This is a genomic window from Methyloligella sp. GL2, assembly GCF_013341275.1.
Taxonomy (GTDB): Bacteria; Pseudomonadota; Alphaproteobacteria; order Rhizobiales; family Methyloligellaceae; genus Methyloligella.
Map to the genome: position 1 here is coordinate 2,183,795 of NZ_CP054476.1, position 16,253 is coordinate 2,200,047.

Annotated in this window: 11 protein-coding genes; 7 read left to right on the plus strand and 4 right to left on the minus strand. The window is 63.8% G+C overall.

Features of this window, described 5'->3' with window-relative positions:
• The first annotated feature begins 396 nt into the window (after positions 1–396).
• Positions 397–1,047: a polymer-forming cytoskeletal protein gene (locus HT051_RS10340; RefSeq protein WP_174541956.1), complete on the plus strand. Its 651-nt coding sequence runs from the start codon at positions 397–399 to the stop codon at positions 1,045–1,047.
• A gap of 95 nt (positions 1,048–1,142) precedes the next feature.
• Here HT051_RS10340 and prfB read toward each other — a convergent pair.
• The 3 genes from prfB to HT051_RS10355 all read right to left on the minus strand — a co-directional run bounded on the left by prfB (position 1,143) and on the right by HT051_RS10355 (position 6,448).
• Positions 1,143–2,256 (minus strand): peptide chain release factor 2 gene (prfB, locus tag HT051_RS10345; RefSeq protein WP_174541957.1). Its coding sequence is split into 2 segments (ribosomal slippage): positions 1,143–2,186 and positions 2,188–2,256, totalling 1,113 coding nucleotides; the frame shifts between segments, so codons are not numbered across the junction.
• Between the two features lie 120 nt (positions 2,257–2,376).
• Positions 2,377–4,965 carry a penicillin-binding protein 1A gene (locus HT051_RS10350; protein ID WP_246810054.1) on the minus strand — a complete coding sequence of 863 codons (2,589 nt, stop codon included), beginning with the start codon at positions 4,963–4,965 and terminating at the stop codon, positions 2,377–2,379.
• A gap of 232 nt (positions 4,966–5,197) precedes the next feature.
• The gene (locus tag HT051_RS10355; protein ID WP_246810055.1) at positions 5,198–6,448 is read right to left on the minus strand and encodes an N-acetylmuramoyl-L-alanine amidase; all 1,251 of its coding nucleotides are present in this window, start codon (positions 6,446–6,448) and stop codon (positions 5,198–5,200) included.
• A 618-nt stretch (positions 6,449–7,066) separates the two neighbouring features.
• Here HT051_RS10355 and HT051_RS10360 point away from each other — a divergent pair.
• Positions 7,067–9,886, plus strand: coding sequence for a ribonuclease E/G (locus tag HT051_RS10360; protein ID WP_174541959.1), 2,820 nt, complete (start codon positions 7,067–7,069; stop codon positions 9,884–9,886).
• Positions 9,887–9,965: 79 nt separating this feature from the next.
• Here HT051_RS10360 and HT051_RS10365 read toward each other — a convergent pair whose 3' ends face one another.
• Positions 9,966–11,078: a pyridoxal phosphate-dependent aminotransferase gene (locus tag HT051_RS10365; RefSeq protein WP_246810251.1), complete on the minus strand. Its 1,113-nt coding sequence runs from the start codon at positions 11,076–11,078 to the stop codon at positions 9,966–9,968.
• Positions 11,079–11,483: 405 nt separating this feature from the next.
• On the opposite strand from HT051_RS10365, the gene HT051_RS10370 reads away from it, so the two are divergent.
• The 5 genes from HT051_RS10370 (at position 11,484) to accC (ending at position 16,240) form a co-directional block, all read left to right on the plus strand.
• Positions 11,484–12,902 (plus strand): M48 family metalloprotease, encoded by a 1,419-nt coding sequence (locus HT051_RS10370; RefSeq protein WP_174541961.1) that lies wholly within the window; start codon positions 11,484–11,486, stop codon positions 12,900–12,902.
• 27 nt (positions 12,903–12,929) lie between these two features.
• Positions 12,930–13,775, plus strand: a complete 846-nt coding sequence (locus tag HT051_RS10375; RefSeq protein WP_174541962.1) for a DsbA family protein — start codon at positions 12,930–12,932, stop codon at positions 13,773–13,775.
• A gap of 192 nt (positions 13,776–13,967) precedes the next feature.
• Positions 13,968–14,420, plus strand: a complete 453-nt coding sequence (gene aroQ, locus HT051_RS10380) for a type II 3-dehydroquinate dehydratase (RefSeq protein WP_174541963.1) — start codon at positions 13,968–13,970, stop codon at positions 14,418–14,420.
• Positions 14,420–14,890, plus strand: coding sequence for an acetyl-CoA carboxylase biotin carboxyl carrier protein (gene accB / locus HT051_RS10385; protein ID WP_174541964.1), 471 nt, complete (start codon positions 14,420–14,422; stop codon positions 14,888–14,890). The genes aroQ and accB overlap by 1 nt, the downstream gene beginning before the upstream one ends.
• Positions 14,891–14,899: 9 nt before the next feature.
• Positions 14,900–16,240 (plus strand): acetyl-CoA carboxylase biotin carboxylase subunit, encoded by a 1,341-nt coding sequence (gene accC, locus HT051_RS10390; protein WP_174541965.1) that lies wholly within the window; start codon positions 14,900–14,902, stop codon positions 16,238–16,240.
• The last annotated feature ends 13 nt before the right edge of the window (positions 16,241–16,253 follow it).

Sequence of the window (16,253 nt, forward strand, 5' to 3'; positions counted from 1 at the left end):
TCGACAAACTGCCTCGCGCAAAGATGGCGGTCGCCTCGCGTATCCCGTCACACCGATTCCCGTCAACCGTAGACGGACCACGCTTGCCGACATTCATCGCCACCGGCCCACCGCGTTGCTTCAATGGCCGAATTTTTCGATGTCCCCCTCGCCCGGCACCGTCGGTTTCTCAACATGCGCCGACTCTTTGTGCACGCCGCTCATAAGACGGGCGAAAATCGGCCAAAGGAAGGCATTTCCGGCGCTCCGACTCACTGTGTAAGCCGCGAAAAATTGCCATGCCGAATCAGAAACTCCAGGACAAGTGCGCACAAGCGCATTAGTGTGGAAAACAGCAGGACGCTGGGGGCACGCTTCTGGCGATAAGGTGCAATTTGCTTTGGAGAGGGGCGAGTTATGTTTACGAAAAAACCAGAGCGGGGAACACCGGGCGACAAGCAACCGTCCTTCGGATCGAGCGCCGAGAAGAGCCGTCCGTTCGGTGAGCGCGCCAGCCAGGCGGCGCCGAAGCCGGCAGCGCCGGTTGCCACACCGAGCCCGAGCAGCGCTTCCAAATCCTATTCGAAGGCCGTGCCGTCGATCATCGGCGAGGACCTGACCATTATCGGCAACGTGATCTCGAAGGGCGAAATCCAGGTCGATGGCGAGATTCAGGGTGACGTGAAATGCGTCTCTCTGCTGCTCGGCGAGAAATCCCGCGTCTCCGGCGGCGTGATCGCCGACGATGTGGTGGTGCGCGGCAACGTCAGCGGCTCGATCCGCGGCTTGCGGGTCACCTTGCAGGCCGAATCCCATGTCGAGGGCGACATCTACCATCAGAGCCTGGCGATCGAGCAAGGCGCCTATTTCGAGGGTAAGTCGCGCCGCTCCGAAGATCCGGTCAACGTCTCAGTGGGCGAAACGCCGAAGCCGGCCGCGAGCAGCCCTGCCCCGTCCTCTTCGCCGAGCGGGTTTTCCTCCGCACCGGTCAAGGCGGTGAGCAGCGAGCTGGAAGCGGCCAAGCCCGATCCGGCGGCGCCGGAAACCAAGGCGAGCGCCGCAGAGTAAGCCGCCCCGCGAAGACGAATAGACGTTTTTAGATTTGCATCGGCGCCGGCAAGCACTTGCCCGGCGCCGATTGCGTTTGGAAGGGCCCCTGCCCGTTAGGCGTCTTCGCTGGCCTGCAGCTTGCCGGCCAGCGCCGCCTCGATGAAGGGATCAATGGCGCCGTCGAGCACGGCGTTGGGATTGGTGCTTTCCACACCGGTGCGCAGATCCTTCACCAGCTGATAGGGCTGCAGCACGTAGGAGCGGATCTGGTGGCCCCAGCCGATCTCCGATTTCGATTCGGCCTCCGACTGGGCCTCCTCCTCGCGCCGCTTCAGCTCCGCCTCGTAGAGCCGGGCCCGCAGCATCGACCAGGCGGTGGCCCGGTTCTTGTGCTGGGAGCGCTCGCTCTGGCACTGCACCACGATGCCGGTGGGCAGATGGGTCAGGCGCACCGCGCTATCGGTGGTGTTGACGTGCTGGCCGCCGGCACCGCTCGCCCGGTAGGTGTCGACCCGGACATCCTTGTCCTCGATCTCGATCTCGATGGCATCGTCGACCACCGGATAGACCGAGACGGAGGCAAAGCTGGTATGGCGCCGGGCGGCGGAGTCGAACGGCGAGATGCGCACCAGGCGGTGCACGCCGTTCTCGGTCTTCAGCCAGCCATAGGCGTTGGTGCCCTTGAGCAGCAAGGTGGCGGATTTGATGCCCGCCTCTTCGCCGGCACTCTCGGCGATGACCTCCACCTTATATTTGCGGTCCTCGGCCCAGCGAAGATACATGCGCTCCAGCATCTGGGCCCAGTCCTGGCTCTCGGTGCCGCCTGCGCCGGCATGGATTTCCACATAGGTGTCGTTGCCGTCGGCCTCGCCTGAGAGCAGCGCCTCGACCTCGCGGGTGTGGGATTCCTTGCGCAAGGCCTCCAGGGCGGCGGTCGCTTCGCCGATCACCTCCTCGTCGCCCTCCTCCTCGCCGAGGGTGGCAAGAGCGATATTGTCCTCAAGGTCGCGCTCCAGCGCGGCATAGGCCTGCAACGCCGAATCCAGATGGGTGCGCTCGCGCATCAGGCCTTGGGCCTTTTGCGCATCGTTCCAGAAGTTCGGATCCTCGACCTCGCGATCAAGCTCGGCTAGACGATTTTTCGCGGCAGCCGGGTCAAAGATGCCTCCGTAGCAAAGACATGGATTCCTTGATGTCGTCGACGATTGCCTCGATTTCCGCGCGCATCGTTTCCTCTAAAACTCGAACCGTGAAAAATAAGGGTGTGGAGAGCGCGGCATTCAAGGCTCAACCGCCGCTCCACGGAACGGAGCGGTGCTCGAACGCCGGTCGCTTGATTATGCTGTCCTAATAGAGGCCGCCAGTACCGGAATTCAAGCCCTGGCCGCCGCCGAAGCTCCGCTGGCCGGGGTTCTGGTAGCCGGGCTGCGCCTGAGGCGCCTGCCCGCCATAGCCGCCACCGTCATAGGGTTGTTGGCCGCCATAGGGCTGCTGCCCCCCATATTGCTGCGGGGTGCCGTATTGCTGCTGCTGGCCGTATTGCTGTTGGCCGTTATAGCCGCCGCTATTGTTATAGCCGCCGGTGGTCGAGGCCACCGCGCCCAAGGGCTCCTCGCCCGGCTTGAAGGCTTCCATGATCGCGTAAGAGTCGCCGCCGGTGGTCGGCAGGCCGGTCTTGCGGTTGATGCGCACCAGCTTGATGCCCGGGGGCGCCCGGAACGGAACCGCCGGCGTGCCCTTGGTCGCCATCTTCATGAACTCGAGGAAGACCGGACCGGCCACGCGGCCGCCGGTCTCGCCATGGCCCATGGGCTTGGGCGTGTCGAAGCCCATGAAGACGCCGGCGACGAGGTTCGGCGTGAAGCCGATGAACCACGCATCCTTCTCGTCATTGGTGGTGCCGGTCTTGCCGGCCACGGGACGGCCGAGCGCGGCGATGCGGCGGCCGGTGCCGCGCTTGACCACGCCTTCCAGGATCGAGGTGATCTGATAGGCCGACATCGGGTCGACGATCTGCTTGCGGTTCTCGATCACGTCGGGCTCGGGCTGGCCGCGCCAAGCCTTGGCGGCGCATTGCGGACATTTGCGCTCGTCATGGCGCCACACGGTGCGGCCGTAGCGGTCCTGGATGCGGTCGATCAGGGTCGGCTTAATCTGCAAGCCGCCATTGGCAAACATGGAATAACCGCCGACCAGCCGCATCAAGGTGGTCTCGCCCGCGCCGAGCGACATGGAGAGCACCGGCATCAGATTGTCGTAGACCCCGAAGCGGCGCGCATATTCGGAGATGATCGGCATGCCGAGATCGCGCGCCAGACGCACCGTCATCAGATTGCGCGAATGCTCGATGCCATAGCGCAAGGTTGACGGACCTGCGGCGGAGCCGGCCTCGTAGTTCTTCGGCTGCCATGGCGGCAGGCCCGGCCCCTGATCGATGGAGATCGGGCCGTCATAGATGATGCTGGCAGGCGTATAACCGTTATCGAGCGCAGTGGTGTAGATGAACGGCTTGAACGAGGAGCCCGGCTGGCGGCGCGCCTGCACCGCACGGTCAAACTCGCTCTGAGCGAAACTGAAGCCGCCGACCAGCGCCAGGATACGTCCGGTATAGGGATCCATGGCGACGATGGCGCCGCCGATCTTCGGCACTTGCTGCAAGGCCCATTCACCCTCGACGACCTTGCCGTCGTCATCCTCGCGCGGCGAGACGTAGATCACGTCGCCCGGCTTGACCACATCGGTCATCGCCCGGGGCGAGCGGCCGAGGCCGCGCTCCAGCACAGGGCGCGCCCATTTCGCTTCAGAGAACGGAACGACGCCCTTCTCCCGGTCTTCGCGCAGCTTGCCGTAATCGTCCTTGGTGGGGCGCAGACCGACAGTCGCCTTGTCGGAGGAGACCTCCAGCACGACAGCCAGGCGCCAGGGCTCGATATCGGACCAGACGTCGATATCGGCGAGTTCCTTGCCCCAATCGCCATCGATGGCGATGGTCTTCTCCACGCCGCGATAGCCATGACGATGGTCGTAGGCGACCAGCCCGTCGATCAGCGCCTTGCGCGCCATGCGCTGCAGCTTGGGATCGAGGGTGGTGCGGACCGAGAGGCCGCCGCCATAGAGCTTGTCCTGGCCGAACATGTCGAGCACTTCGCGGCGCACCTCTTCGGCGAAGAACTCCGAGGCGAAGATGCGCGGACCGGTCGGGCGCTTGGTGACACCGAGGGGCTGGGCCTTGGCCTTCTCCCCCTCCTCCGGGGTCGCGTAGCCGTTTTCAACGATGCGGTCGATCACCCAGTTGCGGCGGGCGAGCGCGCGGTCGGGATGGCGGAACGGATCGTAATTGCTCGGTGCCTTGGGCAGCGTGGCAAGATAGGCGGCATCGGCCAGGGTGAGCTCATTCAGGGATTTGTCCCAATAACTCTGGGCCGCCGCGGCCACGCCGTATGAGCCGACGCCGAGATAGATCTCGTTCAGATAGAGCTCGAGGATCTGGTCCTTGGTGAAGGCGCGCTCGATACGGATGGCGAGAATCGCCTCCTTGATCTTGCGCTCGATGGAGACCTCGTTGGTCAGCAGGAAGTTCTTGGCCACCTGCTGGGTGATGGTCGAGGCACCGACCATGCGCCGGCCGGACTGAATGTTGTTCAGATTGGTGACGACGGCACGGACGATGCCTTGGATGTCGAGGCCGCCATGCTGATAGAAATTCTTGTCCTCGGCGGAGATGAAGGCCTGGATCACCCGGTCGGGAATCGCGGTGATTGGCACGTAGATACGGCGCTGGCGCGAATATTCAGCGATCAGGCTGCCGTCATTGGCGTGAATGCGGGTGGTGACCGGCGGCTCGTATTTGGCCAGCACCTCGTAATCGGGCAAATCCCTGGAGAATTGCCACAGCACGAAGGCAACAGCGCCCGCACCGGCGACGAAGACGATCATCCCGGCTGCGAAAAGAAATCCAATAAAACGGAGAAAGAAGCCTCCGCGACGCCGCCGGCGCCCGTTCTCCGGCGGCTTAATCGGCGCTGTAATGTCCATGAACCCGTCCCGTTCCGCGTTCAAAGCGGTCTGCTTGGACCCTAGTCAAGAATATGGCAACAAAAGGCTGATGTCGCGCCGAATATTGCCGCGACCAGCCGCTATGCCACGACTCGGCTAAGGCTTCAAAGGCTCAAAATGGCATACGCGCGATGCGCTGCTCGAAATAGCCCTCCACCGCCTGGGTGACGGCGTCGGCGGTGTTTTCCCGCCATTTGTCCGAAAGCAGCAGCTTCTCGTCCTCCGGATTGCTCAGATAGCCGAGCTCCAGCAAGACGGACGGAACATCCGGGGATTTCAACACCAGGAAGCCGGCCGATTTCGGCTTGCGGCTATGCAGATGCACCTGGCCTTCGAAATTCGACATGATCGAGCCGGCGAACACCACGGAGCGGTTCTGGGTCTCGCGCTGGGCGAGATCGATCAGAATGTCGGTGACCACCGCGTCGGGCTCTTCCGGCAAGGTCACGCCGGCCATGGCATCGGCGAGATTCTCGTTGGCGGCAAGTGCCCGCGCCTCCTCGTCGGAGGCCTTCTCTGACAGGGTGAAGACGGTCGCGCCGCGCGCCGCCTCCGCCTTCTTCGGGTAATAGTCGGCGTGGATGGACAGAAACAGGCTCGCCCCCTTCTTGTGGGCGAAGGCGACCCGGTCGCGCAAGGTGAGGAAGGTGTCGTCGTCCCGGGTGAGCACCACCTCGAATTTGTCGGTCGCCTTGAGCTTCTTGCTCAGCAGCTCGGTGAAGGCGAGCACCACATCCTTCTCCTGGGTGCCCTTGGGGCTCACCGCACCGGAATCGATGCCGCCGTGGCCGGGATCGAGCACCACGATAGGCTTGGCATTGGCCGGACGGTCTGCGGTGGGCGGCAACGGCTTGGGCGCGACGGCGATCTGGGTGCCCGCATCCTCGGCATGCTCCAGGAAGGTCTTGCGGTCGGTCGGCACCAGATCGACGACCAGCCGCGCCGGCTGACCGTTATTGGCATCCAGCACGAAGCTTTTATCGACCAGCACAGGACCGTCGACATCGAGAACGATACGGGATTTGCCGGGGGCGAACAGGCCGTAGCGGTAACCTCTCACCAGCCCCTTGGTCTCCTTGCCGATCCCGGTGGGAAGCTGAAAGCGCACATCAGCGAGGTCGATGATCACGCGATACGGATCGTCGAGGGAGAAAACGTTGATCCCCACCTTGCTGGAGAGATCGGCGATAAAACGGGTGCGCTTGCGGTCGCCGGCCAGCCTTGCGTCATTGGCAATGCTCGGATCGGCATGGACCGGCGCCGGCTGGCCGAAAAACATGCCGCAGAACAGCGCCAGAAGCAGCGTCGCAATGGCGGCACGCCCTACCGCCGTCATCCGCTTTCGAGCTGGAAAGCCAGGCACGCTACGCATTTCTCCCCGCAGAATTCGACCAAAGACGTGTTGTGGACGTGCCTTCAACCGACGGTCGGCGACACAATCCGGCCTCAACGCCTTGCGAACATGCCAAAATTCCGGAAAGGGATAGTTAAGGAAACCCAGTTGCGCTTCGACGGCAAAAATCGCGTCAGACTTGCCAAATCTCTTTGCACCACACTAAATAGAGAGGTTCGAATCTTTCGAACCGGCAAGGCCTTCCAACGCGAAGGGGCGATATAGGCCTTTAGAATCAACATTTTCATGCGTCCGAGCCGCAAATGGTAGCGGCGACGCAGAATTGGCGGCGGGTGAGAGACGACCGCCAGAACGGATGATCCCGAGCCGCAGATGCGGCTTTCCGGAGATTATTTATGCAGATCGTGAGCACAGAACGAAGCCTCGGACGAAGCACTGCTTCGCCCAAGCCGTCCACGGCATGGCAACCGAGACCGGTTGTGCCGGGATGCCTTGCGCTTCGCGCCTCGCTCACGCGTTCAAATACAGTATCTATTCCAGATAAGCGCGCGCAGGGCCTCGGGTCATTGCTTTCGCGGCGGCAGCACATGCCGCCCTTCCCGTCCCGCGCGGCGGAGAACCTACAACATGCCAAGCAAAATGCTGATCGACGCGGCCCACCCGGAGGAAACCCGGGTGGTCGTCGTGAAGGGGAACCGTGTAGAGGAATTTGACTACGAGTCAGCCAACAAGAAACAGCTACGCGGAAATATCTATTTGGCGAAGGTCACACGTGTGGAGCCTTCGCTCCAGGCGGCCTTCGTCGATTACGGCGGGAACCGGCACGGTTTCCTCGCCTTCAATGAAATCCACCCCGACTATTATCAAATTCCGGTTGCCGACCGTCAGGCCCTCCTAGAGGAGGAGGCCGAGGAAGAAAGCCGGGCGCAGGCGGCCGAAGACGCCGAGGACGAGGCGGTCAGCGGCAAGCGCCGCAGCCGGCGCCGCCGTGGCCGCGGACGCGGCAAGTCCGAGGTGCAAGAAGCCGAGGCACAAGAAACCGAGGCGCAGGACGGCGAGACGCCGGAGATCGAGGCTCAGGACGCCGACGCCCAAGAGGCCGAGGCGGAGAGCGCCGAGGCGGCCGAGGGCAAGACTGAGAAGGCCAAGCCGAAACGTGCCCGGTCCCGGTCCAGGTCCAAGGCGACCGCGCCCGAGGAGACAGAAGAGGCTGCTCCGACGGAGGGCGAGGAGGACGATACCGATCTCGCCCTGGCTAAGAGCGACCTGAACCACGTCATCACCAAACAAGCCCCGGCGCCGAAAGACAGCGACGAGGATGACGACGAGGACGAGGAATCCGAGGACGCACGCGGCGAAAGCTCCGACGAGGATGAGGAGTCCTCCGAGGATGCCGGCGAGACGCGCGGCCGCAAATCCCGCGGACGCCGCACCAAGGCCAAATCCAAGGACGACAAGGAGTCCGGCGAGGAGAGCGTCGAATCCGTCGGCTCCGAGGACGCCATGGAAGAGGTGCCGGAGCGTCCGCGCCGCCGCCGCCGGTCCTACAAGATCCAAGAGGTGATCCGCCGCCGTCAGATCATTCTGGTGCAGGTGGTGAAGGAAGAGCGCGGCAATAAGGGCGCAGCTCTGACCACCTATCTTTCGCTTGCCGGCCGCTACACGGTCTTGATGCCCAACACCGCACGCGGCGGCGGCATCTCCCGCAAGATCACCCAGGCGCCGGACCGCAAGCGGCTCCGCGAGATCGCCGACGATCTGGAAGTGCCCCAGGGCATGGGACTGATCATCCGCACGGCTGGCGCCCAGCGCACCAAGTCGGAGATCAAGCGCGATTACGACTATCTCCTGCGTCTGTGGGAGACGGTGCGCGACCTCACGCTGAAATCCACCGCTCCCAGCCTCGTCTACGAGGAAGGCAGCCTGATCAAGCGATCAATCCGCGATCTCTACAACAAAGATATCGACGAGGTTCTGGTCGCGGGCGAGGACGCCTATCGCGAGGCGAAGGACTTCATGCGCATGCTGATGCCGAGCCATGCGAAGAACGTGAAGCTCTACAAGGAGCCAGACCCGCTATTCATCCACTACAAGGTGGAACGACAGCTGGCGGCGATGTTCAGTCCGCAGGTCACGCTGAAATCCGGCGGCTATATCGTCATCAACCAGACCGAAGCGCTGGTCGCGGTCGACGTGAACTCCGGCAAGGCGACGCGCGAACACAATATCGAGGACACGGCGCTGCGCACCAATCTGGAGGCGGCGGAAGAGATCGCCCGCCAGCTGCGGCTGCGCGACCTCGCCGGTCTGATCGTCATCGACTTCATCGACATGGACGAGCGGCGCAACAATCGCCACGTCGAGAAACGGCTGAAGGACTCCTTGCGCAACGACCGGGCGCGCATCCAGGTGGGCCGTATCAGCCCGTTCGGCCTGCTGGAGATGTCGCGCCAGCGCCTGCGCACCGGCATGCTGGAAGGCAGCACCAGCCCCTGCCCGATGTGCCAGGGCACCGGCATGGTCCGCTCCGTCGAATCGGTGGCGCTGGATGTGCTGCGCACCTTGGAGGACAAGCTGATCTCCGAGGGCGTGACGGCGCTCACCGCGACCACCGCGCCGGAGGTTGCGCTCTACATCCTCAATCAGAAGCGCAGCCATCTTAAGGATATCGAGCAGCGCTTCGCCGTGCCGATCATGGTGACGGCGAGCGAGGCAATGCACGGGGCGACCTTCTCCATCGAGAAGATGGCCGAAGCGGAAATGGCCACGGGCGAAGGCGCCGTGGTGCAGATGGATTGGGCGCATCATCAGCCCTCCTCCAGCGAGGACGGCGAGGAATCGGGCGAGTCCGGCCGCCGCCGTTCGCGCCGCCGGCGCAGACGCCGCCGCGGAGGCGGTGGTGACGGCGATGGCGAAAGCATCAGCGCCGAGAGCAGCGCGCAGGACGAGACCGAGGACGAGGCCGTTGCTGCCGTCAGCGACAGCGAGGACGGCGAAACGGACGATGAGGAGCAGAGCAAGCGACCGCGCCGGCGCGGTCGCCGCGGCGGCCGCCGGGGACGGCGCGGCGGTGCCAACCGGGCGGCCGAGGCCGATGCAGCCTCGGAGAACGATGTAACGGGCGAGACTTCCGAAACCTCGGAAGACTCTTCGGAAGAGACCGTAACGCCCGAACCGGCGCCTGCGCCGCAGGCCGAAGCCGAGACCGAGGACAACACGCCTGAGCCCGTAGCCGTGGAGGCAAAGCCGGAAGAAGAAACGGTAGAGCCGGTGCTCGCGGCGCACAGCGAGGAAACCGAGGCGGTGAGCTTCGAGGTCGAGGAAGAGACCGAGACCCGGGTCTATGCCGAGCCGGAGACGGCCGAGACCGAGACCGCCGTCGCCGAGGAAACCACTGAGGAGCCGGACGACGACCGGCCGCGGCGCCGGGGCTGGTGGCAGCGCTAAGCGCCACGCTCGGAAATCGACAAATGCAAGAGGCTCCCCTTTCGGGAGCCTCTTCGCTTTTTGGGGCGGTGTTTTCGGGCTAGTTGCGGGTCTTCAGCCAATCGGCCAGCCGCTTGGCCGCTTCGGCCATCTCCGCCTCGCTGCCGGCATAGGAGAAGCGCACGAAGCGGTTGCCCCGCACCGGATCGAAATCGATGCCCGGCGTGGTGGCAACGCCCGCCTCGCTCAGCATGCGGCGGCAGAACCCGGCGGCATCGTCGGTGAGATCGCCGACATCGGCATAAAGGTAGAAAGCCCCGTCGGCCGGCAGGATCTTGTCGAAACCGGCGCGCGGCAGCGCGTTCAGCAGAAGCGTCCGGTTCTTGGCATAGCCGGCCTTGATCGCCTCCAGCTCCTCGATGCCATCGAACGCGCCGAGCGCGGCATGCTGGGAGATGGTGGGGGTGGAGATATAGAGATTCTGGGTCAGGCGCTCGATGGGCCGCACCAGGCGCTCCGGCACCACCAGCCAGCCAACGCGCCAGCCGGTCATGCTGAAATATTTCGAGAAGCTGTTGACCACGATGGCCTCGTCGGAGGCGGCAAGCGCGGTCTCCGGGGCGCGGTCATATTCCAGCCCGTGATAGATCTCGTCGGAGATCAGCCACAAGCCGCGGCGGTCGCAGTCGCGGGCGATATCGGCCAGCGTGCCGCCTTCGCACATGGTGCCGGTGGGATTGTTGGGGCTGGCAACCAGAAGGCCCCGCGCCCCCTGCCCGGCCAGGCTTTCCACATCGGCGAGGGTCGGCATCCAGCGTCCCGCATCGCTGGTTTCGATCTCGACCGGACGGCCGCCGATGGCGCGCAGGATATTGCGGTAGCAGGGATAGCCGGGCGACGGCAGGCCGAAGCCATCGCCTGCTTCCAGCAGCGCCAGGAAGGCCAGCAGAAAGCCGGCGGAAGAGCCGCTGGTGACGATCACCCGCTCCGGCGACAACGACAGCCCATAGCGCTCCTTGTAGAAGGCCGCGATCCGCTCGCGCAGCGCCGGCAGGCCGAGCGCCAGGGTATAGCCGAGCTTGTCGCCGGCAAGCGCATCGGCCGCCCGCTCCCGGGCCGCTTTCGGGGCCGGGGTGGCCGGCTGGCCGACCTCCATATGGATGATATCGGCGCCCTCCGCCTCGGCCTTGGCCGCCGCGCTCATCACATCCATGACGATAAACGGATCGATCAGCCCCGCGGCGGAAGAGATTCGTTTCGCCGTGTCGTCGTGGTTCGGAAACGGCTTGGCTTGGCTGGTCGTCTGGCTGGTCACGCGCGTCCTACTCATATCCGAAGACTCATCTAACGATTCATGGCAGAAGAGTTTTTCGCCGAATTTCAGGGCTCCCGGCGCGTCTCCGGCGCGGGCCGGTCACGCTGTCGCCGTATTCACAGCCCTGAATTGCGTGAGGGTGGGCATCGCACGAAACCGGTTTCCGCGCCATAGGCTACGAAGCGCCATTTTACCGCGATCAATTCGCGGTGATCTCGGCCGGAATCGGATTGGCCGACGGCTCTTCGGTGTGCGATATGCAACCTAGTCGCTAAGGCGCATTGACCCTTAGAATACCGAACTATGGTTGAGACAGCGGCAAGATCGATCCGAACGCGGCTCCTCGGGAGTTGGAAGGCACTGGCGGTCGCCACGCTTGCCTTCTCTCTGGTTGCCACCGGCCAGGCGCAAGCGGCGGGGCTGATCCGCGATGCGGAGACCGAGAAGCTGATCCGCGACTACGCCAAGCCGATCTTCAAGGCGGCAGGGCTCGGCTCGCAAGGCATCGAGATCCATATCGTCAACGACCGCGCCTTCAACGCCTTCGTGGTCGACGGCCACAACATGTTCATCCATGCCGGCACGCTGATGATGGCCGATACGCCGAACCAGGTGATCGGCGTGATCGCCCATGAGAGCGGCCATATCACCGGCGGCCATCTGGCCCGGCTGCGCACGCAGGTCTCGCGGGCGAAATCCGCGGCGCTGATGCTGCAGCTGTTGGGCCTTGCCGCCATGGCGGCGGGCGCCGTGGCGGGCGACGGCAATATCGGCCAGGCCGGCGCCGGCATCGCCTTCGGCGGCACCGAAGCGGCGATGCGCTCGGTTCTCGCCTACCGGCAGGACGAGGAATCCTCGGCCGACCAGGCGGCGGTCACCTTCCTCAATGCCAGCCATCAATCGGGCAAGGGCATGCTGCAATCCTTCGAAAAGCTGGCCACCAAGCTGATCGGCATCGAGGGCATCAACCCGTTCCTGCAGAGCCATCCTTTGCCCACGCAGCGCCTGTCGCAGCTGCGGGCCCTGGTGAGCTCCAGCCCCTACTACAATGTGAAGGATCCACCGGAGCTGCAGTTCCGGCACGATCTGGTGCGGGCCAAGCTGGTCGGCTTCCTGGATAAGCCGGAAGTGGTGTTCAACAAATATCCGGAAAGCGACCGCAGCTATCCGTCCTATTACGCGCGGGCCATCGCCACCTATCGCGACAAGGGCGTCGATGCGGCCATGCCGCTGCTCGATGCGCTGACCGAATCGCAACCGGATTGGCCGTATTTCCACGAGATTAAGGGCCAGTTCCTGTTCGAGAGCGGCCGGGCGAAAGAGGCAATCCCCTCGCTGAAGCGGGCGGTGGAGCTTTCGCCCGACGAGCCGCTGATCCGGGTGATGCTGGCGCAAGCCCAGCTCGGCGACCCGACGCCCCAGAATGTGGACGACGCCATCACCAATCTGCAATTCGCCCTGGCGCGGGAACGCACCTCCGCCATGGGCTACCGGCAAATTGCCATCGCCTATGGCCGCAAAGCGGACAAGCTTTCCGGGCAAGCACGCATTACATATCTCGCCAAGGCTGACCTCGCCTCGGCGGAAGCCTATTTCTATGAAGGGCAAATCGGCCTCGCCAAGCAGCAGGCCAAGCGTGCCCAGCACGGATTTGTCGAAGGGACGCCGAACTGGATCCAGGCCGACGACATCCTGCGGTTCGAAGTCCCTCAAACCAACTAGGACCGTCCCGGTCTTAAGGAGAAAATTATGAACGTGAAAACTGGCCTTGCCGTAGCCGTTGTGGCGGCGGTCGTCTCCGCCGCAGTGACGGCGGCGGGGCTGATGCTGACCGGTGTGATCGGCGAGAACAAGATCGAGATGGCCGGCGGCGGCACCGTTACCGCCACCCCGGGCGGCCTCGATCTCAGCAAGGAAGAGGACCGTCAGGCGCTTCTGGACGTGGTGCATGACGATCTGATCGCCAATCCGGAGATTCTGGTGGATATGTCCACCGAGCTCGATAAGCGCCAGCAGGACGCGCAAGAGGCGATGCAGAAGGAAGCCATCGGCAAGAATGCCGAGAAGCTGTTCCGCTCGCCGCGCAGCTTCACCGCCGGCAATCCGGAGGGCGACGTCACCGTGGTCGAGTTCTTCGATTACAATTGCGGCTACTGCAAGCGCGCCCTGCCCGACGTGATGCGGCTTGCCGAGACCGATCCTCACGTCAAGCTGGTGCTGAAGGACCTGCCGATCTTCGGCGAAGATTCCGAAGCTGCCGCACGCGTCGCCTTGGCCGCCGGCAAGCAGGGCAAATATCTGGAAGTGCACCAGCGGCTGTTCAACGATCCGGGCAAGGCCAATGAGGAGAAGGGCCTGGAAATCGCCCGCGATCTCGGCCTCGACATGGACAAGCTCAAGGCCGACATGACCGATCCGTCGATTGGCGCCACGCTGAAAGAGAACGAGGAGCTGGCCCAGGCCATCGGCCTGCAGGGCACCCCGCTCTATCTGATCGGCGACAGGATGATCGCCGGAGCACCGACCGATCTGTTCGATCAGCTGGAGAACGAGGTCGATCAGATCCGCGAAAACGGCTGCACCACAACGTGCTAACACGATCTTCCGCCGGAAGGCCGGTTTCCACCGGCTTTTCCGGTTTTTTTGCTACGCTTAGAAAAATTTGATAAGTAGCCGCGCAGCTTGGCTCTGCCCCTGGTGATCGGGGCTTGCAGAGCGCCGCCAAGACTATCTATCGTCCCGCTTCATTTTCACGTCACCCATTTCTCAGCCGGTGCTGCCTGCCCCATGGCCAAACCGATCTTCATCTTAAACGGCCCCAACCTGAACCTGCTCGGTACGCGGGAGCCGGAGATCTATGGGCATGAGACCTTGGCGGACATCGCCAAGCGCTGCGAGGGGCGCGCGGCGGATTTCGGCCTCACGATCGATTTCCGCCAGAGCAACCACGAGGGTGAGCTGATCTCCTGGATCCAGGAAGCGCGGGAGAAAGCCTCAGGGCTTATTGTCAACGCCGGCGCGCTATCGCATACATCGGTCGGGCTTCTGGACGCCCTGATGGCGGTTTCGCTGCCGAGCGTGGAGGTTCACCTCTCCAATATTTTTGCGCGCGAACCGTTTCGGCATCATTCCTATATCTCCGGCGGAGTATCGGGAGTGATCTGCGGTCTGGGCGCATTGGGTTACGAGCTTGCGATCGAGGCGCTCGCCGCCGCTATCGCCGAAGGCAAGGCAAGGTAATGTCCGACGAGAACAACAGCGGTAGCGGCTTCGACGAAGCCTTCATTCGAAAACTGGCCGAGCTCCTTACCGATACGGAGCTGACCGAGATCGAGATCGAGCAGGACGGACGGCGGATCCGCGTCGCCCGCAATCAGACGGTGATCGCCGGCGGGTTCGCGCCGGCTGCTGCTGCTCCGGCCCCTGCCGCGGGCGAAGCGGAGAAGCCCGCCAAGGCCGAGGCCGGCCCGCATCCGGGCACCGTCACCTCGCCCATGGTCGGCACCGCCTACCGGGCGCCGGAGCCGGGCGCGCCGCCTTTCGTGGAGGTCGGCACCCGGGTCAGCGCCGGCCAGACCCTGCTCATTATCGAGGCGATGAAGACGATGAACCATATCCCCGCGCCCCATGCCGGCACGGTCATCGCCATTCTCGTGGAGGACGGCCATCCGGTCGAATACGGCGAGCCGATCGCCATCATCGAAAGTTAGCCCGCGTCGATGTTCGACAAGATCCTGATCGCCAATCGCGGGGAAATCGCGCTGCGTATCGAGCGCGCCTGCAAAGAGCTCGGCATCGCCACCGTGGCGGTGCATTCGACGGCTGACGCCGACGCCATGCATGTGCGCCTCGCCGATGAGAGCGTCTGCATCGGCGGCGCCGCGGCCAAGGACAGCTATCTCAACATTCCGCAGATCGTCTCGGCCTGCGAGATCACCAATGCCGATGCGGTGCATCCGGGCTACGGCTTCCTAGCGGAGAACGACCGTTTCGCCGATATCCTGGATGAGCACGAGATCGCCTTCATCGGTCCTAGCGCCGAGCATATCCGGCTGATGGGCAATAAGATCCAGGCCAAGGAAACCGCGCGGAAGCTCGGCATTCCGGTGGTGCCCGGCTCCGACGGTCCGGTCTCCGATGTGGAGGAGGCCAAGCTGCTTGCCCGCGAGATCGGCTATCCGGTGTTGATCAAGGCGGCCTCCGGCGGCGGCGGGCGCGGCATGAAGGTCGCCAATTACGAGAGCGAGCTGGAGCTGGCTCTGGCCACGGCCCGCACCGAGGCGCAGGCGAGCTTCGGCGACCCGACGGTCTATATCGAAAAATATCTGGCCAAGCCGCGCCATATCGAGGTGCAGGTGCTGGCCGACGGCAAGGGTAACGCCATTCATCTGGGCGAGCGCGACTGCTCCTTGCAACGGCGCCACCAGAAGATCTGGGAAGAGGCCCCCTCGCCGGCCCTGAACGCCGCCGAGCGCGCGCGGATCGGCGAGACCGTGGCTCAGGCCATGCGCGACCTGAAATACAAGGGCGTCGGCACGGTCGAGTTCCTGTACGAGAACGGCGAGTTCTATTTCATCGAAATGAACACCCGTCTGCAGGTGGAGCACACCATCACCGAGATGATCACCGGCATCGACCTGGTGATCGAGCAGATCCGGGTCGCCTCCGGCGCGCCGCTGACCATCAAGCAGGAGGACGTGACCTTCAACGGCCACGCCATCGAATGCCGTATCAATGCCGAGGATCCGCGGACTTTCCGACCCTCCCCCGGCAAGATCACCCATTTCCACCCGCCCGGCGGGCTCGGGGTTCGCGTCGATTCCGGTGCTTACGCCGGCTACACCATTCCGCCCTATTATGACAGCATGATCGGCAAGCTGATCGTTCACGCACGCAACCGGAACGAATGCCTGATGCGGCTGAAACGGGCTCTGGGCGAATTCGTCATCGACGGGATCGATACGACGATCCCCCTGTTCACAGCGCTTCTTTCAGAGCCGGACATCATCAATGGGATGTATGATATCCATTGGCTGGAAAATCATCTGGGTCAAAGCTGAGTCGCGCTGACAG

Bases quoted from the DNA above. Each gene is read 5' to 3' on its own strand.
- HT051_RS10340 (WP_174541956.1), top strand. From the start codon at position 397: ATGTTTACGAAAAAACCAGAGCGGGGAACACCGGGCGACAAGCAACCG.
- HT051_RS10350 (WP_246810054.1), bottom strand. From the start codon at position 4,965: ATGATCGTCTTCGTCGCCGGTGCGGGCGCTGTTGCCTTCGTGCTGTGG.
- HT051_RS10360 (WP_174541959.1), top strand. From the start codon at position 7,067: ATGCCAAGCAAAATGCTGATCGACGCGGCCCACCCGGAGGAAACCCGG.
- HT051_RS10365 (WP_246810251.1), bottom strand. From the start codon at position 11,078: ATGGATGTGATGAGCGCGGCGGCCAAGGCCGAGGCGGAGGGCGCCGAT.
- HT051_RS10370 (WP_174541961.1), top strand. From the start codon at position 11,484: ATGGTTGAGACAGCGGCAAGATCGATCCGAACGCGGCTCCTCGGGAGT.
- HT051_RS10375 (WP_174541962.1), top strand. From the start codon at position 12,930: ATGAACGTGAAAACTGGCCTTGCCGTAGCCGTTGTGGCGGCGGTCGTC.
- aroQ (WP_174541963.1), top strand. From the start codon at position 13,968: ATGGCCAAACCGATCTTCATCTTAAACGGCCCCAACCTGAACCTGCTC.
- accB (WP_174541964.1), top strand. From the start codon at position 14,420: ATGTCCGACGAGAACAACAGCGGTAGCGGCTTCGACGAAGCCTTCATT.
- accC (WP_174541965.1), top strand. From the start codon at position 14,900: ATGTTCGACAAGATCCTGATCGCCAATCGCGGGGAAATCGCGCTGCGT.